Origin of the sequence: Lentibacillus populi (assembly GCA_014642895.1) — a bacterium.
In the GTDB taxonomy this organism is placed as follows: Bacteria; Bacillota; Bacilli; order Bacillales; family Amphibacillaceae; genus Lentibacillus_C; species Lentibacillus_C populi.
Window position 1 is genome coordinate 1 of sequence record BMJD01000055.1, and the last position, 24642, is coordinate 24642.

Genomic DNA, 24642 nt, shown 5'->3' on the forward strand with positions numbered 1-24642 from the left:
TGTGATATACCTCCTATCCAGGCTAGAAATTCTTTTTCATCATAGATGGTGGCTGCGCGAATGCGGAGCCATGTTGGTTTCTTATCTTTTAAAAAATGCCTTCCTTAGCTGCTTGATCGAAAGCAGCTGGAAAGGATAGGCAAATTTTGTACAGTATTATTTGTCCAATGTAACAACGTCAACTTTCCCTGTTCCCGGATCGATTACGAATCCATGAACACTAATATTTTCGGGAAGCAGCGGGTGATTGCGAACAATGGATACACTATGTTGAACCGATTCTTCCACCGTTTTAAAACCGCGGAACTCCTCATGCAGATCGATTCCGGCATTTTCAAGGGTTTGCAACGTTTCTGGCGTTATCCCTTTTTTCCTCATTTTTTGCGTAAATACTTCTGTTTCTACGTGAGACATTCCACAGTCATGGTGTCCGATGATGGCAACTTCTTCTGCTTGCAATTCATAGATTGCGACTAAGATTCCTTTCATTATACTATCAAATGGATCACGAATAATGGCACCGGCGTTTTTTAACATTTTCACGTCACCATTATGAATGTTTAATGCTTTCGGCAGTAATTCCACTAGTCGTGTATCCATACATGTAACGATAACCATCCGTTTATTTGGGATATTATCCGTTTTGAATGCCTCGTATTCTTTTCCTTCGACAAATTGTTTGTTGTACGCAAGCATTTCTTCAATACGCACGTCCATCAGCTCCTTTAATCATTATGTAAACGTCTAACTACTATACTATAGCAAATGGCGTTCAATCGTCTAGTAGCGGAATCTGTCCAGATCGAGCAAATACTGTCCAAAACGAGTAGAATACTATCCAACTTCACACAAATACTATCCGAACGAGCGGAATACTATCTAACTTTACACAAATACTATCCGAAACGAGTGCAATACTGTCCAACTTTACGCAAATACTATCCAAAACGAGTAGAATATCGTCCAAGATGCCGAACAGGCATATCAAGAAGAAGTTCATAATAATGTCACGATATCGTCTGTTCATGTGAAGTTTATCACAGTTGCAAATGAGCTTTATTGCTAGGCTATAAACAACCAACAAATAATGTTGAAAAAATCCCTGAGGATAAATGATAATCCAGAATTTGATAGCATGTAAGTTAAATAAACATGGCAATTTGGTAAATATTTTATTTTAGACAATTCGAAAGGAATGATGCTGTATGGGCAAACCAAATGTTCAACTTTCGCTGCAAACGATCAGTTTGATAGGCGGGTTTATGGTATGGGTGTTAATTTCATCTCTCATGCCAATCATGAATGAAGATATTCATTTAACTGCGGGGCAACTGTCACTAATTACGGCTATCCCTGTTATTCTTGGGTCATTGTTGCGCGTTCCATTGGGTTTTTACACGAACCGGTATGGCGCCAGAAGCATGTTTATCATTAGTTTCATTATCCTCCTGTTTCCGGTATTTTACCTAAGTATCGCGAATTCATTTGCTGATTTATTTATCGGGGGGCTATTTTTGGGTGTTGCTGGTGCTACTTTTTCAATTGGGGTAACCTCATTACCAAAATACTACCCGAAAGAAAAACATGGGCTAGTTAATGGAATTTATGCGATCGGTAACGCTGGGACAGCAGTCACAACATTTGGGGCACCGATAATAGCCGGAGCTATTGGTTGGGTTAATACGATTCGCTTATTTTTAATTTTGCTGCTCGTATTAGCTGCATTAAATTTTATTTTAGGGGATCGCCAAGAGAAAAAAGTTCGTGTTTCCATGGTGAAGCAATGGCAAGCTGTTTACCGAAACCAGACGTTATGGTTCTTAAGTTTATTCTACTTTATTACGTTTGGCGCATTTGTTGCATTTACGGTTTATCTGCCGAGTTTTTTAGTGGATCATTTTTCCTTGAATCCGACAGATGCCGGGATCAGAACTGCTGGATTCATTGTTCTGGCTACAATCATACGTCCAATCGGTGGCTGGTTGGCTGATAAATTTAATCCATATATCATACTAATGGTTGTATTTCTGGGAACGAGTGTTTCTGGGGTATTATTATCCTTTTCACCGACAATCGGCATTTATACAATTGGGACATTATCGGTTGCAGTTTTTGTCGGTCTTGGTAATGGAACGGTATTTAAACTTGTTCCACTGTATTTTTCCAAACAATCCGGAATTGTCAATGGAATCGTAGCGGCAATGGGTGGATTAGGCGGGTTTTTCCCACCGATTGTTCTGACTACCGTATTTAATATGACAGGACATTATGCGATTGGTTTTATGGCATTGTCAGAGTTTTCGCTAGTCAGTTTTGTTATTGTTATTTATATGTATTACCGGGATCGTTTGAATATAGAGAGCAAAATCATTGAGGGTACCGCTGAAGGAATTATGGTGACGGATCGAAACCGGATTATTCAAAATGTAAATCCAGCTTTTACCAGGGTTACAGGTTACGCAAAAGAGGAAGTAGTAGGGGAAAAACCAAGCATTCTGCAATCAGGAAAACAAGGGCCTTCTTTCTATAAGAACATGTGGCAAACTATTGAAGAAAAAGGATATTGGGAAGGAGAAATTTGGAATAAGCGAAAAAACGGTGAAGTTTATCCTGAATGGCTGTCCATTAGTCCGATCAAAAATAGTGCAGGAGAAATCGAATGTTATGTTGGCATGTTTAGTGATATAACAGAAACAAAACAATCGAAATGATAAATTTTTGGATCCTGGGCTGGCTTTTTGCTCAGGATTTTTTTGTGCATGGAACAAATTTAGTAACAGATAAAGATGAGTTTGGTTTAGCATTTTCACTGGACTTCAGCATCTTCCGGAACAACTTCAGCATCTTTTCACCTGGGACTTCAGCAACATCCAGAAAATCTTCAGTACTTTACGTCAAAACTTCGAATTAATTGTGCCGAAATAGTCAATGAAAAATGGCGATTTCGTGACTTTTGTTCCAGATGTGATGTTTTTCACAGTTGGACACATCAGTTGCCTGTTTTAATGAATGCGTAGAGCGAAGTTGAATCTATAGACTCGGAGGGAATCCTTGTGAAAAAGAATCATTCTCCATTATGGAAGAGATTAACGTATATGAAACCGAAAGAGACCTATTCGGATAACCACAGCCAGTTACAAGAAGGTAATCGGGAATGGGAAAATGTATATCGAAGAAGATGGCAGCACGACAAAGTGATCAGAAGTACACATGGTGTGAACTGTACAGGGTCATGCAGCTGGAATATTTATGTGAAGGATGGAATCGTCACCTGGGAAGGACAGCAGCTGGATTATCCGACAACAGGCCCGGATATGCCAGAATTCGAGCCGCGCGGATGCCCGCGTGGTGCCAGTTTTTCCTGGTATATTTACAGTCCGTTACGGGTCAAATACCCATACGTACGAAAAAAATTGCTGATGCTGTGGCGTGACGCATTAGCAGCCAATAAGAATGCTCTTGAGGCCTGGGCAAGTATTGTGGAAGATCCGGAAAAGGCAAATTTGTATAAACGTGCCCGCGGAAAAGGCGGACTTATTCGGGCAGATTGGGATGAAGTGACTACACTGATCGCAGCATCGACATTATATACGATTAAAAAATATGGTCCTGATCGCAATGTCGGTTTTTCACCGATTCCGGCAATGTCGATGATTAGTCATGCTGCAGGTAGCCGGTTTATGTCGTTAATTGGTGGTCCGATGCTTAGTTTTTACGACTGGTACGCAGATTTGCCACCAGCTTCACCACAAATCTGGGGTGATCAAACCGATGTTCCAGAAAGCTCGGATTGGTTTAATTCAAGCTACATTATGACATGGGGTTCGAATGTTCCACTAACAAGAACGCCCGATGCGCATTTTCTTGTAGAAGCTCGTTATAAAGGGACCAAGGTCGTCTCAGTTAGCCCTGATTATGCAGAGTCAACGAAATTTGCTGACGACTGGCTAAGTGTGAAGCAAGGTACGGATGGTGCGCTTGCAATGGCAATGGGGCATGTAATTTTAAATGAATTTTACCAGCAGCATATGCAGCCGTATTTCGAATCGTATGCAAAACAATATACGGACTTCCCCTTTGTTGTACGTCTGAAAAAGGGTAAGGATAATTATGTTGCCGACCGGTTCTTACATGCGAAAGATTTAGGGATTAAATCGGAAAACAGTGAATGGAAACCAGCAATGTATAATCATGCAACCAACGATTTTGCGATTCCTCAAGGGACGATGGGCGCTCGCTGGGATAACAAAGGGAAATGGAATTTGCAGCTAGTGGATGAAAATACGGAAGAAGCGATTGAACCGACATTGAGTTTTCTCGGTCAGGAGGATTCCGTAATAACGGTCAATATGCCATATTTCGACGCTGAAAAACGCAGTGTACTGGAGCGTGCTGTTCCGGTTAAAACAGTAGAAATCGATGGAGAGACAACGTATGTCACGACTGTTTATGATTTAATGCTGGCCAACTACGGAATTGATCGTGGTATTGGTGGGGAATCAGCTAAATCGTATGATGATGAGACACCATTCACGCCAGCATGGCAGGAAAAAATTACTGGCGTAAAACGGGAGCTAGTCTTGAAGATTGCCCGTGAATTTGCCCAAAACGCAATTGATACGGGTGGACGCTCGATGATTATCGTTGGTGCCGGAATTAATCACTGGTATAACTCCGATACGATCTACCGTGCTGTTGTTAACCTGGTTATTATGGTCGGCGCTCAAGGTGTTAATGGTGGCGGCTGGGCGCATTATGTTGGGCAGGAAAAGTTGCGCCCAGCAGAAGGCTGGACAAATGTTGCAACAGCTAAAGACTGGCATGGGCCGGCAAAACTGCAGAATGGTACATCATTTTTCTACTTTGCGACCGGACAGTGGCGGTATGAAGAAATACCAGTAAGTAATTTAACAGCAGCAACCGTTGATAAACCGCGGTATGAGCATTATGCCGACTATAATGTATTAGCGGCAAGGCTCGGCTGGCTGCCATCGTATCCGACATTTGACCGGAATGGTTTAGACATTTATAAAGAGGCAGTTGCAAATGGGTATGAAACACCGGAGGAAATCGGCAACTATGTAGCGGAGCAGCTGAAGAATCGCAACCTGAAATTTGCCATTGAAGATCCCGATGCACCAGAAAGTTTTCCACGCAACTTGTTTGTCTGGCGGGCCAACCTGATCTCGAGTTCCGGTAAGGGACATGAATATTTTCTAAAACACCTGCTTGGAACAACACACGGCCTGTTGAATTCAGATGATGACAGTTTACGTCCGGAAGAAATCACCTGGCGCGATGAAACTCCAGAAGGAAAGCTTGATTTGTTAATCAACCTTGATTTCCGGATGGCAGGTACAGCTTTATATTCCGATGTAATCTTGCCTGCTGCAACATGGTATGAAAAACACGATTTATCCAGTACCGACATGCATCCATTTGTGCATCCGTTTAACCCAGCGATCGCATCACCGTGGGAATCGAAATCAGACTGGGATATTTTTAAAGAGCTAGCTAAGGGAGTTTCCCGGTTAGCGGAAGAACTTGATATAGAACCAGTTAAAGAGGTGGTTGCCACACCGTTATTGCACGATACACCACAGGAAATGGCTCAACCATTTGGTGAAATCAAGGATTGGTCGAAAGGAGAATGTGAGCCAGTTCCCGGGAAAACAATGCCGCAAATTCATGTTGTGGAGTACGATTATAAGCAAATTTACCGGAAGCTGACGGCACTTGGACCAAACATTGGTTCAAAACCGTATGGCACAAAAGGCATCAATTGGGAAATGAAAGAGGAGTATGAAAAAGTAAAACAGACAATCGGGACAGTGAAGGATGGAAGCGTGGCAGATGGCTGTCCGGATATTTCCTCAGCTCGTGATGCCTGTGAGGCTGTCTTAATGCTTTCATCGACAACAAACGGAAAAGTGGCTGTTAAAGCGTGGAAAGCGTTGGAAAAACAAACGAGTCTCAAGCTTTCCGACCTAGCAGAAGAACGCACTGAAGAATGCTTTACATTTGCGCAAATAACGGCACAGCCGAAAACGGTTATTACCTCACCAGCATTCAGCGGGTCAGAAAAAGGCGGTAGAAGGTATTCGCCATTTACAACGAATATTGAACGGATGATTCCGTTCCGTACGATAACCGGCAGACAGTCCTATTATCTTGATCATGAAATGATGCTGGAATTTGGGGAGGGAATGGCAACGTTTAAACCGATTTTGGATCATACACCATTTCGGGCTGACCGGCCGAAAGTGGAAGGAAAAGAAATTGTTTTGAACTACTTAACACCACATAACAAATGGTCAATCCATAGTATGTATTTCGATGCGCAGCCAATGCTCACATTGTTTAGAGGCGGACCGACAGTGTGGCTAAACAAAGATGATGCAGAGGAAATTGACGTAAAAGATAACGAGTGGATTGAATGCTTTAACCGGAATGGAGTAGTGGTAGCTCGTGCCGTTGTTTCACACCGGATTCCAAGGAGTGTTGCATTTATGCACCATGCTCAAGATCGGCATATTCATGTTCCGGGGACAAAATTAACAGAGAACCGTGGCGGTACCCATAACAGTCCAACGCGGATTCATGTCAAGCCAACTCATATGATCGGTGGCTATGCGCAATTAAGCTATGGTTTCAACTACTATGGAACAACAGGAAATCAGCGTGACTTAAACGTAATCATTCGGAAATTGAAGGAGGTTGACTGGCTTGAAAATTAAAGCGCAAGTTGGCATGGTAATGAATTTGGATAAGTGTATCGGTTGTCATACATGCAGTGTGACATGTAAAAACACCTGGACCAACCGCCCTGGTGCAGAATATATGTATTTTAATAATGTGGAAACAAGGCCTGGTGTTGGTTATCCGAAAGAATGGGAAGACCAGAAGAAATACCGAGGCGGCTGGGAACTGGAAAATGGCGAACTGCGTCTGAAGTCCGGCAGTAAAGCGAATCGTCTATTAAATTTATTTTATAACCCGTACCAGCCAAAATTGGAAGATTACTATGAACCATGGACATATGATTATGAAACATTGACAAACAGTCCAGAGAAAGAACATCAGCCGGTTGCCCGTGCCAAATCCGCCATTACTAATGAATTTATGGATATTGAATGGGGGCCAAACTGGGATGATGACCTTGCTGGGGCGCATGTAACAGGGCTTCGGGATCCGAATGTTGTTGAAATGGAAGAATCGATTAAAACGGAATTTGAAGATGTATTTATGATGTATCTTCCTCGGATTTGTGAACATTGCATTAACCCGGCATGTGTATCGGCATGTCCGTCTGGTGCGATGTACAAGCGTGATGAGGACGGGATTGTCCTGGTAGACCAAAACGCCTGCCGCGGCTGGCGTCATTGCGTGACCTCCTGTCCGTACAAAAAAGTATATTTTAACTGGAAAACAAACAAGGCAGAAAAATGTACATTGTGCTACCCAAGAATCGAAAACGGACAGCCAACCATTTGTGCGGAAACATGTGTCGGCAGGATTCGTTATATCGGTGTCATGCTTTATGATGCCGATCGAGTTAAAGAGGCGGCATCAGTTGAAAATGACCGAGATTTATATAGGGCGCAATTAGGTATTTTCCTTGATCCGGACGATCCGGAAATTATTGCTGAGGCGAAAAAGCAAGGAATTCCGGCAGATTGGATTGAGGCAGCACAACAGTCACCAATCTATAAAATGATCATGGATTGGGAGATTGCCTTACCATTACATCCAGAATATCGAACCATGCCAATGGTCTGGTATATTCCGCCGTTAAGTCCAATTATGAATGTAATTGAAGGAAAGGGATCGACAGCAGAAACGGAGGATATTTTCCCGGCGATTGATCAAATGCGGATTCCGATTGAATATCTGGCAAATCTGCTGACGGCAGGGGATACGGAACAAATTCGTGTGGTACTGAAGAAAATGGCCGTGATGCGGAATTACATGCGGGCAAAGCAAACCGGAAAAAGCTTTAATACCGATTTAATTGAACAGTTCGGTTTAACGGAACCGGAAATTGAGAGTATGTTCCGCTTACTGGCAATTGCTAAATATACGGACCGCTTCGTCATTCCAAAAAGTCATAAAGAAATGGCAGAGGATGCTTATAGTGAGCAGGGAGCGTGTGGTTTGGATTTTGCCGGCGGGCCAGGAAGCTGTGGCGTCTTATCATAGGGCTGGGGAGGATGGAAGAAATGAATGAACGAGAAGTACAGACAAGCTATCAATTAATCGCCTTTATCCTGCAATATCCGGATCGTTCGAAGGAAGCAATCCCCGAAATAAAAGATGCTATCAACGAGCTAACGGATCAGGATGTTCGTAATCAGCTTGGGACGTTTATTAATCGTGTTCAGCAGCTAACGTATGAAGAATGGGTCGATCACTATATCGAGTACTTTGACTTCGGAAAAATTACGAACCTTTATATAACGTATTTAAAACTTGGTGAACAGCGGGAACGCGGTCTGGAACTGCTAAAACTCAAGAAATTTTATGCATCCAATGGTTATGAAATATCGGACAAAGAGCTGCCTGACTACTTACCATTAATGCTTGAGTTTTGTGGGCATGTCAGTGTTGCAGTAAGTACGGAACTTCTAGGAATGTATATGGGAAATATTGAAGAAATCCGTACCCAGCTGCAAAAAGCGGAAAGTGATTATGTATACGTATTGGATGCATTGCTTTCGGTAATGAAAAGCAATGGTCTGGTAAAAACAGCGTAGGGAGATGGGGTGAAGGACATGATTGATTTCGTATGGTGGGGAGTTTTACCCTATATCGTCTTAACTATTTTTATCGGCGGACACATTTACCGGTATCAGCGTGATCAATTCGGCTGGAGCACGAAGTCCAGTGAATTTTTGGACAAAAAAAGCATTCGTGTTGGAGTTCAATTATTTCATTGGGGGATACTGATTGTTTTTGGTGGTCATTTTCTTGGCCTGATTGTACCAGTAGGCCTGTACAATTCTCTTGGTATTTCAGAGCATTTATACCATACAGTGGCATTAGTATTCGGCATACCAGCAGGAATTGCCGCTTTCATTGGGCTGATTCTACTTTACTGGCGCCGTTTAACAGTAAAACGGATTAAAGCGACATCGTCAAAAGGGGACTGGGCGGTTCTGTTCTTTCTTTTGCTCGTAATTGGGTCCGGATTATCGGCAACATTTGCGAATATTGATGCCAATGGCTTTGATTACCGGACGACGATTGCACCATGGCTTAGGGGATTGTTCGTCTTCCATGTACAGCCAGAATTAATGGCCGGGGTGCCGGTTTGGTTTAAAGTCCATATAACAGCATTTTACGGGATTGCCGTTGTCTGGCCTTTTACTCGCCTTGTCCATGTATTTAGCTTGCCGCTCCGATATATGAGAAGAAATTACGTTGTTTACCGAAGCAGAACAAGGAAAGCATAAAACAGAGGTCGGGTACCAAGGGTCGGCAGTCAGTGGTGACGGCACCGGAATTTTCCAGTACTGGATTTATATTTTTTGAGTAGATACTTATAACAGAGCACCCCTACATTTGAAGATTTAGGCAGGGGTGCTTTTTCCAGAAAGCAATGTGTGCAGTTTTAAAATAAAGTACGATCGTTTATAATGAAAATTGATATTTTGTATAGCGTTTGATCCAAAATCGCATATGGTGATTTGGAATTTTTCTTTTTATGGTGCTAAGAGGGAGAAAATAAAAAGCAGATTCCGCCTTAAGACACCACTGTGGATAATTGCTTACAGACGATTTTAGGAGCTATATGGTGCTAAAGAATTGGTACACATCAAAGGAGAAGTGTTATGGAGCTTTTTGGGGAAAGATTATTGCTGTCAAAAATATCAATTGATGATTTGGATTTTATTTGTAGAATAGAATGTGATGAAAATTTGTGGTATTTTGAAGAATACGTACAGTCGGATGAAAAGGTTGTACGCGAAGAATATATTCATAAGATCGAGGAAAACGGAAAGCCAAGCAGTTACGATTTTATTGTAACTTTAGCAGCGGATGAAAGTAAAACTCCGATTGGTTTAGCACAAATATGGAGCGATAATGAATATAGAAAGAGCTGGGAAATTGGTTTTGCAATACTTCCTGAATATGGGGGAAAAGGTTATGGTACCGAGGCGGCCAAACTTTTATTACAATTTGCTTTTGAAAAATTGGATGCACATAAAGTAGTTGGCATGTGCAATGCAAATAATATATGTTCAGCAGCTTTGATGGAACATATTGGTATGGAAAGAGAAGCTATTTTTAGGGAAGAGCTGTTTTGGCAAAATAAATGGACTGACCAGTATTATTTTTCTATTCTGGAAAGAGAGTATTTTCATTTAAAAAATGGCCAGGCTGGAACTGAATAGAAAAAATTCATACATTGATAAACCGGAAAATCACTTGGGAATAGAGTGATTTTCTTCATTCTAATAAGCGATAGTCTTTGTTGTTTGTTATTCTTATTTCCTTCCACAGCCCATGCAAGGCCTGGTGTCGACGTAATTAATTTTCCCATTTTCCAATCCTGTTTTTCTTCAAGCTCTTCTCATTGTGTATTTCAGTCACCTGTCAAAGGTTTAAAAATAGATAAACCTGACGTGTCTTCCACTGAAGTGTAAAGGCAAAAGGTTGTCATATAGCTTTGTTGTGATGTTTTTCATAGTTTGTCTTATGATTTTAAACTAGTATACAGGTAGTGCCTATAAAATTATTGGTTTCAAAGATAGCCATGTTGTGGATATTAAGACTGAATAAGCTCCGGCAGGATTTCCTATTTTAAACGGGCTATGATAACCTTGATAAGGCAATAAAGGAATGTTTTGAAACGGGAGGTGGAGATATTGATACATTTTTTGAAACAAAAAGCGGAGAATCTCTTTTCTGGCTATTTTGCGCTTGTCATGGCAACAGGGGCATTATCGATAGGTACACACTTGCTTGAAATGCATACAATCTCCTGGATTCTCGTATTTATTAATGTGCTTGCGTATATAATATTGTGGATATTAACCTTAACTCGTCTTATCTATTTTTTCCCAAAAGTGATCAAGGATTTAACAAGCCATTTAAACGGTCCTGGGTTTTTTACATTAGTTGCTGGAACATGCGTGTTTGGCAGTCAATTAATTATCGTAGTACATATTCATACAATATCGAAATTTTTGTGGATCCTGGCAATCATTTTGTGGTTCATTATTATGTATACATTTTTTACGGCTGTCACCATTAGAAAGAACAAGCCGACGATGTCAGAAGGAATTAATGGCGCCTGGCTTATTGCATCGGTTGCGACACAATCTGTTTCCATTTTAGGTACACTGCTTGCCCCATATATAGGTGGGGAAAAGCAGCAGGTCGTTCTGTTTTTCACGTTGGCTATGTATTTCCTGGGGTGTATGCTCTATTTAAATATCATTACACTTATTTTCTACAGGTTTACATTTGTGGAGTTCAAGTTTGAGGCACTGACAACCCCTTACTGGATTAATATGGGAGCAGTAGCGATTACCACTTTGGCTGGATCAACACTAATTTTACATGCCGATCTGTCGCCATTGTTAAACCAGATTATTCCGTTTTTGAAAGGATTCACGTTATTTTTCTGGATAACAGGCACATGGTGGATCCCGTTGCTTTTTATCCTGGCAATCTGGCGACATGGTATTCACCACTATCCATTATCCTATGATCCGCAATTTTGGGGTATGTCATTTCCGCTGGCGATGTATACTACAAGTACATTTCAATTTTCCAAAGCACTGGGATTGTCCTTTCTGTTGATTATACCTAAATTCATGGTAGTTGTTGCAATTGCGGTATGGTTATTCGTCTTTACTGGAATGATTCACCACCTTATGAGGGGACTTAAAAACGGTCACTTTAGTAATAAAAGGATTAGCAATTGGAACAAATAAAGTTAAAGATGAAACCAGATAAGGAAGCGCGGCATGGAGTTTAAAAGACGCAGATGATGTGTATATCAGGCTGTGTCTTTTTTGTTGGTAAGGAAAGTATATAATTTGTAAGAGTTCATCAATGGACATATTACGAATAAAATTTAGATTTCTAACCCAAGTTCGGTGTTAATTTTTTCAATTATTTTTTTATTATATTAATAATGGCTTATATCGCAAAAAAGACGTTATAAAGCCTGTCACACCATTATTTAAAATCACAATTTAGGACTACAATAATTAGGTTGAAGCTTAAATCCATGGCATTACTGAGTTTGGAAGCTTTGTTGTCAAACCCGGGTTCTGACGTTATAAGATGACTCCTGAGTTCTTCATAATGCAAATAATGGAATCTTTAACTGGATTGCCGAACGCATTTGGGGACTTCATCACATCGATGAGCAACTTCTTACTACCTCCACCACCGAGTTTGGGCATTCATCTCTTCCATGAGTGACATTAGTCAGGCTCCACCACCGAGTTTGGGCATTCATCCCTTCCATGAGTGACATTAGTCAGGCTCCACCACCGAGTTTGGGCATTCATCTCTTCCATGAGTGACATTAGTCAGGCTCCACCACCGTGATTTGTCCTTCGCTACCAGATGAAAGACGTTTTAAAGAGTTCTCTTCTTGTTGGTATATATTCAGTAGCAGGATTGGTCATGGTCAGCAGTGTCCAGCATTTTTATGTACGCACCTGCTGATTTAACCAAGCCTTCACTGCACGTTCTGCTTGATTAAATTCAGCTATATTTGAAAAGAATTAAAAAAAAGATTGACTTTAAATTTTGCTAATACTATAATTATTGGGAACCAAAAAATGAGAGGAGGTCACGGCTATGGAAAAGCAAATACAACTTCAGCTTCAACTGCAGTTAAAGCAAATGAACCCTAATTTTATATATCGTGTGACCTTCGCGGATAGTGGAAACGTATTTTAGTAATACATATTCTAAATCTGTTTATAAAGGTCACATCTGTCTGTGGCCTTTTTGCGATTAATGGGGGGATTCCCTTTTTGGAAAGCATGCGTCATAGCGACGTGTGCTTTTATTTTGTTTTTGAGGTGGGATAAAATGTAAAAAGCTATTGAAAGCAATATAACGTTATTGGATTTTATGAACAAAGCAGGTGATTGACATGTTTCAGGTTTTTAAGAAGCTTGATTGGTTTTTTAAGCATTACTGGAAAAGATATGTATTTGCCATTGTGGCACTAATTATTGCAAGTGCGATTGGTTTGCTTCCTCCTAAATTGGTTGGATTTGCAATTGATAAGATACAGTTTGAAACACTGACATTAAAATTATTAACGATGATGGTAGCAGGGTATTTGCTGTTAATCTTTATTCATTATGCGATTTCCTTCCTTTGGGATTACACGCTGTTTAGCGGAGCAGCTATTCTGGAACGCTGGACCAGAAGCAGGCTAATGGATCATTTCTTAGCGATGACCCCAACCTTTTTTGGAAAATATCGGACGGGAGACTTGATGGCCAGGGCTACCAATGATTTACGATCTATCCAGTTAACAGCAGGATTTGGTGTGCTGACCCTTGTGGATTCAAGTTTATTCATGTTAATGATCGTGGCAATGATGGGCTTTACGATCAGCTGGAAATTGACCCTTGCTGCGCTGATTCCATTGCCAATTATGGCAGCAGTGATGAATAAATATGGTGCAGCGATTCATGCCCGATTCATGAAGGCGCAGGCTGCTTTCGGGGAAATGAACAACGATGTATTGGAGTCGATTCGCGGTGTCCGGGTTATCCGGGCGTTTGTACAAGAGAAACAGGATGAGAAGCGTTTCCATGACATGACGGAGGATGTCTATCAGAAAAATATTGAAGTGGTTAAAATCGATGCACTATTCGAACCGACCATGAAAATTCTTGTCGGGCTATCCTACACAATTGGCATCGGGTATGGCGCATTACTTGTGTTTCAAAATGGAATAACACTCGGCGATTTGGTTACGTTTAATGTTTATCTTGGAATGCTGATTTGGCCGATGTTTGCGGTTGGTGAACTCATTAATATTCTGCAGCGTGGCAATGCGTCATTAGACCGTGTTAATGAGACATTGGATTATGAAGCGGACGTAAAAAACTGTGAAAATCCGAAAACGGTGAAAACGGTAGATACCATTACGTTTCAAGATGTTGTTTTTTCTTATCCGGAGACAGCGACAGAGCAACTAAGTCATATCAATTTGCAGGTGAAACGCGGTGAGACAATTGGGATTGTCGGGAAAACCGGCGCTGGTAAAACGACCTTGTTTAGACTGATGCTTCGACAGTATCCAGGTCTAGTAGGCTGCATTAAAATGTCCGATGTTGACCTTGAGGAAATTAGTTTGGAGCAAATTCGAGCTTGGATTGGCTATGTACCACAGGACCAGATCATGTTTTCTAAAACAATTCGAGAAAATATCCAGTTCGGGAAATCAGATGCCACCGATGAGGAAATCTATCGTGTTATGGATTTGGCGCATTTTCTGGATGATATCAAACAACTGCCAAATGGTCTGGACACCCAAGTTGGTGAAAGTGGTGTGACATTGTCGGGTGGTCAAAAACAGCGGGTTGCACTTGCCAGGGCATTTATCAAAGACCCGGAAATTTTAATTTTGGACGATTCGCTGTCCGCAGTCGACGGGAAAACCGAAGCGAAAATTATTGAGCATTTGCGGCAAGAACGGCAAAATAAGACAACGTTTATCGCAGCACACAGGCTTTCAGCTGTCACACATGCGGATCAGATTGTTGTACTTGAAGATGGAAAGATTGTTGAAGAAGGAACACATGAGGAGTTAATGAGTCGAGGTGGCTGGTATAAAGAACAATACCTGCTGCAGCAGCTAGAGGATGAGGAGGCGATCTCCTAATGAAACAATCAACAGAAAAACGGTTATTAAATTATGCATTACAATTTAAAAAGGGTATTTTTATCGGCTTGATTTGTCTTGTTATTGCTGTTGCACTTGAATTGGCAGGACCTTTAATTGCCAAAACAGTAATTGATGACCATATTCTTGGTGTGGAAGGAAATTGGCGGCAAGTTGAAAACAAGAATGACAAATACACAGTTTCGTATGAGCGTGATTTTTATAAACGAGCAGACCGAATTACAAATGATGAGCAATCAAGAGAAACAGCAACAATTTTGCAGGTTGGCCATGACTATTATTTTGTCGACGAGGATGTCCCACTGTCCGGAAAACGAAGTGCTAAGGGGAATACTATAACGATTAAGCAAACGGACCAAACACGGACATTTACTGGGGAGAAGCTTTCTTTGTCGGAGATTTATCCATTTTTCAAACCAGAACAGGGACCGATTATTTTCTTGCTCGGACTATATATAGTATTACTTGTTATCGCGGCGTTTTTCCAGTTTTTCCAGACGTTTTTATTACAAAAAGCTTCCAATCAAATCGTGAAAAAAATGCGTAATGATGTTTTCGCCCATACACAGCGGATTCCGATCAATTATTATGTAGATCAACCTGCAGGTAAAATTGTCGCCCGGATTACCAATGATACGGAAGCGATCCGTGATTTATATGAGCGGGTATTATCGATTGTCGTAACAAGTGTCATTTATATGGCAGGAATTTTCGTTGCATTGTTTGTTCTGGACGTTAAATTGGCGGCATTCAGTTTACTGCTAATTCCGTTGATCTATGGATGGATGAAGGTTTATAAGCATTTTGGTACGAAATATAATAAAGTCGTTCGTTCCACCGTTAGTGCTATTAACGCTAATATTAATGAGGCGATTCAAGGGATGCCGATTATTCAGGCGTTTAGTCGTGAAAAAAAGACAAAAGAAGAATTCGAGGTATTAAACGAGCGTAATTTCACCTATCAACGCAAGCTGGTTAAATTAAGTGCTTTGACTTCCTATAATCTTGTTACTGTATTTCGCAATTTAGCTTTTGTCGGTTTTATATGGTATTTTGGATCGGCTTCGCTAGAACCTGGAAGCATTATATCGATTGGCGTTTTATACGCATTTGTTGACTATTTGAACCGATTATTTGAACCGCTTGAGGATATTGTCAATCAGCTTCCACTGATTGAGCAAGCGAGGGTGGCAGGTAACCGTGTATTTGAGTTGATTGACCGTGATGGCGAGGATGTACAGGATGCGAAAATTACGAAATATCGTGGGAACATTAGATTTGATCATGTCTCATTTGCTTATAATGGGAAGGATTATGTTATCGATGACATGTCTTTTTCGGTAAGCGCCGGACAAACGGCTGCATTCGTCGGTCATACAGGATCGGGAAAAAGTTCAATCATGAATTTGTTATTCCGTTTTTATGATCCACAAAAGGGTACGATTACCATTGATGGCCATAAAACAAGTGAATGGTCCCGGCAGCAGGTCAGAAGCTACATGGGGATAGTGTTACAGGATCCATTTCTGTTTTCGGGAACGATTATTTCAAACGTCACAATGAATGATCCGACTATTACCCGGGAAATGGCGATCGCTGCCTTGAAAGCGGTTGGTGCTGATCGTTTCATTGAAAAACTGCCAAATAAGTATGATGAAAAAGTAACAGAAGGTGGATCAACGTTTTCACTAGGGGAGAGACAATTGCTATCATTTGCCCGTGCACTTGCATTTGATCCAGCAATCCTGATTTTGGATGAAGCAACCGCAAACATTGATACTGAAACGGAGAATATTATCCAAATGGCGCTGGAAGTATTGAAAAAAGGTCGTACTACACTTGTGATTGCCCATCGTTTATCAACTATCCAGCAGGCAGATGCCATTTTTGTGCTGGAACATGGTAAAATAATGGAAGAAGGGAATCATGAAGAGCTAATAAAACAAAAAGGCCTGTATCATCAGATGTATCAAATGCAGCAAGGGAAGGCAAGAGAGGCTGTATAACCTGAGGTGACGTATGGACCAGAAGGAACGAAAGACCCGTGACGTGATTGATGATGATTTATATGAAGAAATAGATGAGGAAGAATTGATTGAGCTGGTGGAAGAAGAACGTAAAAAAGCTGTCGAGCGATCGCAGCAGGAGAAAAGTAAACCGAAGCGCCCATTTCCGAAGTGGGCGTTTTGGTTAATTGTAGTTGCAATGCTAATAAATGTTGCAGCCTTAATTCCGAAAACCTTTTCGATCCCCGCCATTAATTTTCTGATCACATCGGCAAAATTATCAGCCCAGGATGATATCACCGCCTATAAAAAAGCCGTTGTTGTCATTGAAACAGGTGACAGTAAAGGTACTGGTTTTGCGATTTCTGATACTGGCACAATTGTAACAAATTATCATGTTATTGAAGGAGAGAAAGCTGTTACCGTAGCTTTTCCCGATGATGGTTTGTTTGAGGGAAACGTTATCCGAAAATATCCATCGGTTGATCTGGCAGTGATCCAAATTGACGGCAAACATAAAGACTTGCCCTATTTGACATTAGCTGATCAGCCAGTATTCCAGCCAGATGAGGCGATCTATTTTATTGGAAACCCACTCATGTTTAATGGAATCGCGAATAAAGGTACCATCATTGATTATATACGCTTGGATGATTGGGAAGAGAATGTACTCATGATCAAGGCGCCGGTTTACCGCGGGAACAGCGGCAGTCCGGTTATCAATGAACAAGGTAGTGTGATTGGTGTAGTATTTGCAACGCTCGATCATGGAACTTACGGGAAAGTTGGCCTGGTCGTACCAATTGATTATTTGCATCAGCAACTTAAGAGGTAAACCGGCTTCATCTCTTTTTTGTTTGAGAAAATTTGTAGGGGGTATTTACCTATAACACAAAAATCAGGAGGTAGTATTCCCATGTTATACTTCAGTTCAGAATTAAAGAATTATCGAATTGATGCGACAGACGGGGAAATGGGTAAAATGCAAGATCTTTATTTTGATGATCGTAAATGGGCAATTCGTTATTGCATTGTTGATACGAGAAAATGGCTGCCGGGAAGGAAAGTTCTCTTATCACCGGCATCGTTTGAACATGTAAATGAGTTAGACGGCCTGGTAGAAGTAAATTTGGACAAGGAGACGATTCGGAATAGTCCATCCATCCATGAGGGTGAACCAATCACGAGAGATACTGAGTTTACCTTGGCTGGTTACTACGGTTGGAGTCGCTATTGGCTGGGGAACATGCTCTGGGGCGGGCAGGATCAGCCGTTTACCCCTCTGCCGGACATGAAAGCCGAGAGAACTGTATACCAGGATCCATTACACGAAAACAACGACTATGAATTACGCAGCGAGGCGGAGTCAATTGGAATACGTGCCCATGCTAACGATGGCCGACTCGGTACAGTGGTTGATTTCATTTTTGATGATGAATACTGGAAAATTCGCTGCCTCATTATCGAAGGAATCGACGTTCCCGCCACCAAACTCTATTTAATAAAGATGGAAATGATTCAGTCGGTAGATTGGCTGGAAGAAGATCTGTATGTAGATTGTACGACAGATATGTTCAGCCAGGAAATAGGGTATGAATCAAGAAAAGAGATCATGAAAAATCTCTAGCTCGACGGTTCATCGATAAATTGCCTATGGCCGAAACAGGTTGTAGGCTATTTTTTTCGTTCCAAAAGCTGTTTTCGTAGATGTTTCTGTCGATGTTCTTGAGTTATTCTTACCTAATCATGTCCAGCTCCAAACAGTCCCAAGCATCGCTTTTGCTTTTTGCAATCAAGATTTAAACAAACTGTAAATATTCTGTGATAGCAAGGTTTGTCCGCTTGCGGTAGGATTAAGTATATTGACTGCATATGGTCAATGCTGAAAGTCAATTCAAATTGATGAGTAAGCTGATTATTTATTAATTAAAATAAAGATGGTGGATACATCGTGAACGATATAATAAAATTGCTAAATGATAAATACTTGCTAAATACACCCAAAAAGTTAAAACATAACTCGTATTTTATAATGGCTGGGGGTGTTTCAGGTTGATTCGCAATCAGTCATTAAAAGAAAAATCCCTTAAAGAAATGATAACCTCAGTCCAAGCAGGGGATGAATATGCACAAAATTACCTTTTAAAGACTTATCAGCCTTTTATTGCCAAATGTGTTTCAGAAGTGTGCAAACGGTATATTGATCCGAAAAAGGATGATGAATTCAGCGTTGGCTTAGCCGCATTTAACGAGGCTATTTTAACTTATTCCCCGGAGCGGGGGAGCTCCTTTTTATCTTTTGCCAAACTGGTCGTAAAGCGGAAAGTGATCGATTATATTCGTTATGTGCAAAAAACACCGATAGCAGCTTCATTGGATGAAAGTTATGATGAAGAGCAAATGGAAAACCCCAGTGAAATAATTGCTGTGAAGGAGATTTATCGGGAAGAACAGGAGGCATTGCATCGAAGGGAGGAAATTGCCGAATTTAACGAGAAGCTAAAAATGTATAAATTAACATTAACTGAATTAACTGAAATATCTCCCAAGCATAGGGATGCCAGAGATTCTGCGATTCATACAGCGAGGATCCTGTTTAATGATCCTGCATTAAAGGAGTTTGTTGAGCGCAAGAAAAAGCTCCCAATCAAAGCTTTAGTGAAAAAAGTAAGTGTCAGTAAAAAAACACTGGAACGCAACCGGAAGTATATTTTAGCAATATTCATTGTGCTTAGTAATGATTTTGTGTATCTTAAGGACTACCTTAAGGGGGTGGGTAAGTGAAAAAAGGGATCGTAATGGAAAAACATCGCCAATACACGATAATTATGACGGAAAGCGGCCTGTTTCTGAAGGCAAAGCCTGTTGGAGATGCTAGTATTGGTACAGAAGTTGCCTTTGAAATACTGGAGGCAAACAAACGTTATTTATTCTTTTTTCGACCCAAGGAGAAAGTAAAAAATTCCTTTAGAGTGATTGCTGTTACTTGTTTGCTGCTGCTATTTGCAGTTCCTTTTTATTTTATTGCAGGCAGCGGCAAAACATATGCCTATGTGAATGTTGACATTAATCCAAGTGTTGAATTGGAAATTGATGATCAGTTACATGTCCGGTCAGTGAAAGCGTTAAACGATGATGCAAAAATTCTTGTAGAGAAGTTAAGCGATTACAAAAATAAATCACTGGAAGAAATGGTTGCGCTTATTATGGACAACAGTGAAAAGTCGGGTTTCATTAAAAACGGCAAGAACGTCATGGTTGGTGTCAGCTACAGGAAGAATAGTGACATTTCTGTGTTGGATACATTAGATAGCTATTTTAGTGGTCATCAAACCGATTGGGAAATTGTCACATTTCGTGTGCCGAAAGAAATCAGAAAGACGGCCAGGGAAAAGGATTTGTCAATGAATAAGGTTATGGCCAAAAAGCTTGAGAAAAAGGATTTTCCAAAGGATGTTGAGGAAAAGGAAAAATTAAACGATGAAGAAAAAGCTATTATTCGATCTTTTTATAATAAGGATAAGCCAAAAGAAAATTTGCAAGATAAGTCAGAAAAAGAAAAAAAGCAAACAGAAGAAAACAATCACCAGCAGGATCACAGCAAATTAAAAGATAAAAATGGAAAAGCAACCAGCAATCATAAGCATAAAGAAAATAACAGCGAAAGAGAGAACAAAAGGAATTATCGCAATCATCATTCGAAAACGGATCATGACCCCAATCAGAAAAATTGGCGGGATAAGCAAAGTGATAATCGCAAGGAATATCACCCTCGTGATAATTGGGACGAAAAACATGTTAATGAGCATAACCATAAACAAGGTCACAAACCGAGTGAAAATAACCATAGGAAAAACAACCACCAAGATAACGAAAAAGAGAATGGCAATTATTATCATAATAAATAAAAAGGGAATGCACCACTTTTCGGTGCATTCCTTTTAGCATTAGACCTCCATAACAGCAGTTGGCACGTGCTTCATGGCATGGTCAATATAGTAAAGCAGCTCATCATGCAACTGAAGAATTTTTGTTTGATCGAGTGAATAATGATAGGCATGTAAAAAGTTTTGAATTTTTTTTGAAAGCATATCATCGTTTGTTCGCACCATTAAAACCAATAAATCGTCCCATTGTCCCCACAGTGAGTAATATAACGCTTTGTCGTAATCCGGTATATCCATTATTTTTCCCCTCCTTATAATTCAAGGGTTATTTGTAGTTTCTCCGCTTTTTATATATATTGTCTGAAACAAAAATGGTGTATTTGCCAAAATCAGGATATCGGTATAAACCTGCATTGCTGACACATACTAACGACAAAACAGCAAGGAGGAATTTACACAATGAAATGGAAACTTTTTTTAGTTGGTTTTGCAGCAATGTTTATGCTTGCTGCTTGTGGAAACAATGGAAATGATAACGGGGCAAATGGCAATGACAACGCGGACGGTAATGTTGAGAATACCAGAAATAACACTGCAAATGATCGAAATAATGGTCAAAACTTACGAAACGCAGAAAATGCTGACAGAGATCGGGGAAATCTTAACGATAATAATGCCCAGAACAACAACGACCGATATGAGATTGCCCGAGAAGCTGCCGACAGAATAACCGATGAGGTAGATGGAATTGATCGGGCATATGTTTTAACAACAGATAATAATGCATATGTAGCAGCAGCCTTAGATGAAAATAACAATAATCGCAACAATGGTAATGTGAACAACAATAATGGAAATAACAATGATGGCAATGGAATTAACGGCAACAACAATAATAACAATAAGAACAATAACAATGGAATGAATGGCAACAACAACATTGGAATGGATGATACTAACAACAATAACAACGGTGTTAACAACGATAACAATAATAATGGTGATGAACTGACCGATGAAGTAAAACAAAAAATCACTGATATTGTTAAGTCGGTTGACAACGATATCGATAATGTTTATGTTTCCACAAACCCTGATTTTCTAAATTTGGCCAATAACTATGCAGATGATGTAGACAATGGTGAACCAATTGAAGGATTCTTCGACCAGATTGGCAATATGATTGAACGGGTATTTCCACAAAATAACCAATAAGTACACAAAGTGTAAAGCGGGTATCCTAACAGGGTGCTCGTTTTTTAATGCTCAAGCCTGACAGTTCTTTGAAAAAACCGCCAATTTATGCTATGCTAAACGCATATAATTCGCACTAATCTTGGTTTGCTACTAGTTTTAATAAATCGGTCAAGTTATATAAAAACAAGAGCGTTTTGAACTTAAAGAGAATATTTGAAGGAAATTATTTAGGCGAGTAAATGAATTATCGGTTAAAAATGCGAAGGGGACGTAAAACGATGACAAAGAAAATGAATGTAGAAAGCTTTAACTTGGATCATACGAAGGTAAAGGCACCTTATGTTCGGTTAGTAGGGGTAACGGAGGGTGTAAATGGTGATAAGGTATACAAATACGATATTCGTTTTAAACAACCGAACAGGGAACATATGGATATGCCTGGTCTCCATTCACTCGAACATTTAATGGCAGAAAACATTCGCAACCATATGGATAATGTACTTGATATCGGTCCAATGGGATGTCAAACAGGATTTTATTTATCGATCTTTAACAATAATAATTATGATATGATAGTTGACACGATTGAAAAAACGTTGCAGGATGTCTTAGAAGCCGATGAAGTTCCTGCATGTAATGAGGTTCAATGTGGTTGGGCTGCCAGTCACAGCTTGGATGGTGCAAAAGAGATTGCAAAGGAGATGCTGGCACACCGTAAGGAATGGCATCAGGTTTTTGTGGAATAAGGGGAGGGTTTCTTACCCATGATTTTGACTAAAAAGGTTTCCGTCAATTGGAATACAGAAATAGCGACGAATTAATTGAAGATTTGAAGGAAGCGTTGAAACAAACAATATTACAGGCAGTCTGATTGGGCTGTTTTTTTATTGTCTGGGAAACTATAAATTTATACGCTGTGGATAACTGGATAGTCGAGAGGGGCCATGTCCAGCTCCAGTCCCAGCGGCTGGTGTCCTTCACCTCGGGAATATCGAGGTTTTCCGTATGTTGCTAATATTGTTGATAATATCCCTTTTTTGTTGATGTTATCATCCAGAATCGTGGCAGGAGACCACTGATCTGACATGTAAAGCAATTGCATCCATACAAAATCACACACATATCCAAACAATATGCGCAGATCTATTCAAATATGATATGCTAAAATAAATATAAAACATTGGAGGAATAGTACATGAGTGAAAAAGTTATCAGTTATCTAACTGAACATCATGATCAGTTGTTGGAAAAATTGAACCAATTTTTGTCGATTCCGAGTGTCAGCACAGATAGTGTACATAAAAACGACGTCAGAGAAGCGGCAAGCTTTTTGGAGACATATTTAAATGATATTGGCTTTGAGCATGTAGAACAGCGGGAAACTGGCGGACATCCGCTTGTATTTGCAGAATACAAGCAAGCGGGTTCAGATGCACCAACTGTTCTATTCTATGGCCATTATGATGTGCAGCCGGTTGATCCACTTGACCAATGGAAAAGTGATCCGTTTAAACCAGAAATACGGGATGGTCGTCTATATGCCCGTGGATCCAGTGACGACAAAGGCCAAGTATTTATGCAGCTTGCCGTTTTTGAAGCATACATGAAGACAGAGGGGAAACTTCCATTAAATGTCAAGGTTTGTATTGAGGGCGAGGAAGAGATCGGCAGTGAGAATTTGTATCGTACGCTTCACGATAACAAAGAATTGTTTGCTGCTGACTTTGCAGTAATTTCGGATTCAGGGATGGTTGCTGAAAATCGGCCGACAATACTCTATGGATTAAAAGGATTTACCGGAATCGAACTTACGGTAAATGGCCCTGATCATGATTTGCACTCTGGTATGTATGGTGGAGCAGTGCGAAATCCAATCATGGCCTTAACTCATATTTTAGCATCGATGAAAAACGAAGAAGAAGTCATCACAGTGGATGGTTTCTATGATGACGTGGAGCCGCTTGACGACGGTGAACGGCAATTAATCAAACAAGTAGAGAGTGAAGATTACAAAGCATCAACCGGCGTAACGGAGACCGTTTCAGAAAAAGGCTATACAGCCAAAGAACATACAATGGGCCGTCCAACTTTTGAAGTTAACGGAATTTATGGTGGATATCAAGGAGAAGGAACGAAAACCATCATCCCGTCGTCAGCCACCGCGAAAATTACCTGTCGTCTTGTACCTGGCCAGGATCCGGAAAAAATTCAAACTCTACTGGAACAACATGTTCAAGAAAATAAGCCATCAGGTGTTACTGTCGATGTAAAAAAGGAAAAGCTTTCGGCTAAAGCTTACAAGGTGGAGCCAAATCATCCACTGATTCAAAAAGCTGCAAAAAGCTATACAAAGGCATTTGGGAAGGATACAGTCTACGTCAGAATGGGTGGCTCCATACCCGTCGTGGAATGGATTGAGGCAATCTACAATATTCCAATTGTTCTATTAGGGTTTGGTACACCAGATGATCGCCTGCATTCCCCAAATGAGAGTTTCCCAATGGACAGTTTTGTAAAAGGAATGGAAACATTAGCATACTACTGGGATGAAATACGGTAGAAATCACTAGCGTTGCAGGAAAATAAAATATAAAAGTCAAGAAATATATTTTATGTGAAATTTGGCAATAATGGCAATTTAACCTTTAAAAGTCATAAA

The 24642-nt window shown here is 40.4% G+C and carries 18 protein-coding genes; 16 read left to right on the plus strand and 2 right to left on the minus strand.

What is annotated here, in order from left to right; all coding sequences use genetic code 11:
* Positions 1-156: 156 nt before the first annotated feature.
* Positions 157-717: a beta-class carbonic anhydrase gene (locus IEX12_RS20500; RefSeq protein ID WP_102415558.1), complete on the minus strand. Its 561-nt coding sequence runs from the start codon at positions 715-717 to the stop codon at positions 157-159.
* Between the two features lie 488 nt (positions 718-1205).
* Between IEX12_RS20500 and IEX12_RS20505 the strand changes: the two genes are divergently transcribed.
* The 13 genes from IEX12_RS20505 (at position 1206) to IEX12_RS20565 (ending at position 20807) form a co-directional block, all read left to right on the plus strand.
* On the plus strand, positions 1206-2711 hold the full coding sequence (locus tag IEX12_RS20505; protein WP_088049611.1) for a nitrate/nitrite transporter: 1506 nt from the start codon (positions 1206-1208) through the stop codon (positions 2709-2711).
* A 342-nt stretch (positions 2712-3053) separates the two neighbouring features.
* Positions 3054-6737, plus strand: coding sequence for a nitrate reductase subunit alpha (locus IEX12_RS20510; RefSeq protein ID WP_188725810.1), 3684 nt, complete (start codon positions 3054-3056; stop codon positions 6735-6737).
* Entirely contained in the window at positions 6727-8199 is a 1473-nt protein-coding gene (gene narH / locus IEX12_RS20515; protein ID WP_102415555.1) for a nitrate reductase subunit beta, read from the plus strand. The genes IEX12_RS20510 and narH overlap by 11 nt, the downstream gene beginning before the upstream one ends.
* Before the next feature lie 20 nt (positions 8200-8219).
* A complete protein-coding gene (gene narJ / locus IEX12_RS20520) occupies positions 8220-8753 on the plus strand; it encodes a nitrate reductase molybdenum cofactor assembly chaperone (RefSeq protein WP_159457750.1) in 534 nt (177 codons plus the stop codon).
* Positions 8754-8771: 18 nt separating this feature from the next.
* Entirely contained in the window at positions 8772-9452 is a 681-nt protein-coding gene (gene narI / locus IEX12_RS20525; RefSeq protein ID WP_088049615.1) for a respiratory nitrate reductase subunit gamma, read from the plus strand.
* A 378-nt stretch (positions 9453-9830) separates the two neighbouring features.
* Positions 9831-10394, plus strand: coding sequence for a GNAT family N-acetyltransferase (locus IEX12_RS20530; RefSeq protein WP_088049616.1), 564 nt, complete (start codon positions 9831-9833; stop codon positions 10392-10394).
* A gap of 465 nt (positions 10395-10859) precedes the next feature.
* On the plus strand, positions 10860-11942 hold the full coding sequence (locus IEX12_RS20535) for a tellurite resistance/C4-dicarboxylate transporter family protein (RefSeq protein WP_188725816.1): 1083 nt from the start codon (positions 10860-10862) through the stop codon (positions 11940-11942).
* A gap of 1181 nt (positions 11943-13123) precedes the next feature.
* Complete coding sequence (locus IEX12_RS20540; RefSeq protein WP_102415552.1) at positions 13124-14872, plus strand: ABC transporter ATP-binding protein; 1749 nt, start codon at positions 13124-13126, stop codon at positions 14870-14872.
* Positions 14872-16899, plus strand: a complete 2028-nt coding sequence (locus IEX12_RS20545; RefSeq protein ID WP_188725811.1) for an ABC transporter ATP-binding protein — start codon at positions 14872-14874, stop codon at positions 16897-16899. Before IEX12_RS20540 ends, IEX12_RS20545 begins: the two co-directional genes overlap by 1 nt.
* A 13-nt stretch (positions 16900-16912) precedes the next feature.
* The gene (locus tag IEX12_RS20550) at positions 16913-17734 is read left to right on the plus strand and encodes a S1C family serine protease (protein ID WP_188725812.1); all 822 of its coding nucleotides are present in this window, start codon (positions 16913-16915) and stop codon (positions 17732-17734) included.
* An 81-nt stretch (positions 17735-17815) separates the two neighbouring features.
* Positions 17816-18526: a hypothetical protein gene (locus IEX12_RS20555; RefSeq protein WP_188725813.1), complete on the plus strand. Its 711-nt coding sequence runs from the start codon at positions 17816-17818 to the stop codon at positions 18524-18526.
* A 425-nt stretch (positions 18527-18951) separates the two neighbouring features.
* The gene (gene sigI, locus IEX12_RS20560) at positions 18952-19683 is read left to right on the plus strand and encodes an RNA polymerase sigma factor SigI (RefSeq protein ID WP_188725814.1); all 732 of its coding nucleotides are present in this window, start codon (positions 18952-18954) and stop codon (positions 19681-19683) included.
* Positions 19680-20807, plus strand: coding sequence for an anti-sigma factor domain-containing protein (locus IEX12_RS20565; protein ID WP_188725815.1), 1128 nt, complete (start codon positions 19680-19682; stop codon positions 20805-20807). The genes sigI and IEX12_RS20565 overlap by 4 nt, the downstream gene beginning before the upstream one ends.
* Positions 20808-20846: 39 nt before the next feature.
* Here IEX12_RS20565 and IEX12_RS20570 read toward each other — a convergent pair whose 3' ends face one another.
* Positions 20847-21083 carry a YhdB family protein gene (locus IEX12_RS20570; protein ID WP_088049623.1) on the minus strand — a complete coding sequence of 79 codons (237 nt, stop codon included), beginning with the start codon at positions 21081-21083 and terminating at the stop codon, positions 20847-20849.
* Between the two features lie 162 nt (positions 21084-21245).
* Between IEX12_RS20570 and IEX12_RS20575 the strand changes: the two genes are divergently transcribed.
* The 3 genes from IEX12_RS20575 to IEX12_RS20585 all read left to right on the plus strand — a co-directional run bounded on the left by IEX12_RS20575 (position 21246) and on the right by IEX12_RS20585 (position 24543).
* Positions 21246-22001 (plus strand): YhcN/YlaJ family sporulation lipoprotein, encoded by a 756-nt coding sequence (locus IEX12_RS20575; protein WP_102415546.1) that lies wholly within the window; start codon positions 21246-21248, stop codon positions 21999-22001.
* A 260-nt stretch (positions 22002-22261) separates the two neighbouring features.
* Positions 22262-22729 carry an S-ribosylhomocysteine lyase gene (locus IEX12_RS20580; protein WP_102415545.1) on the plus strand — a complete coding sequence of 156 codons (468 nt, stop codon included), beginning with the start codon at positions 22262-22264 and terminating at the stop codon, positions 22727-22729.
* A gap of 449 nt (positions 22730-23178) precedes the next feature.
* The gene (locus IEX12_RS20585) at positions 23179-24543 is read left to right on the plus strand and encodes a dipeptidase (protein ID WP_102415544.1); all 1365 of its coding nucleotides are present in this window, start codon (positions 23179-23181) and stop codon (positions 24541-24543) included.
* Positions 24544-24642 lie beyond the last annotated feature (99 nt).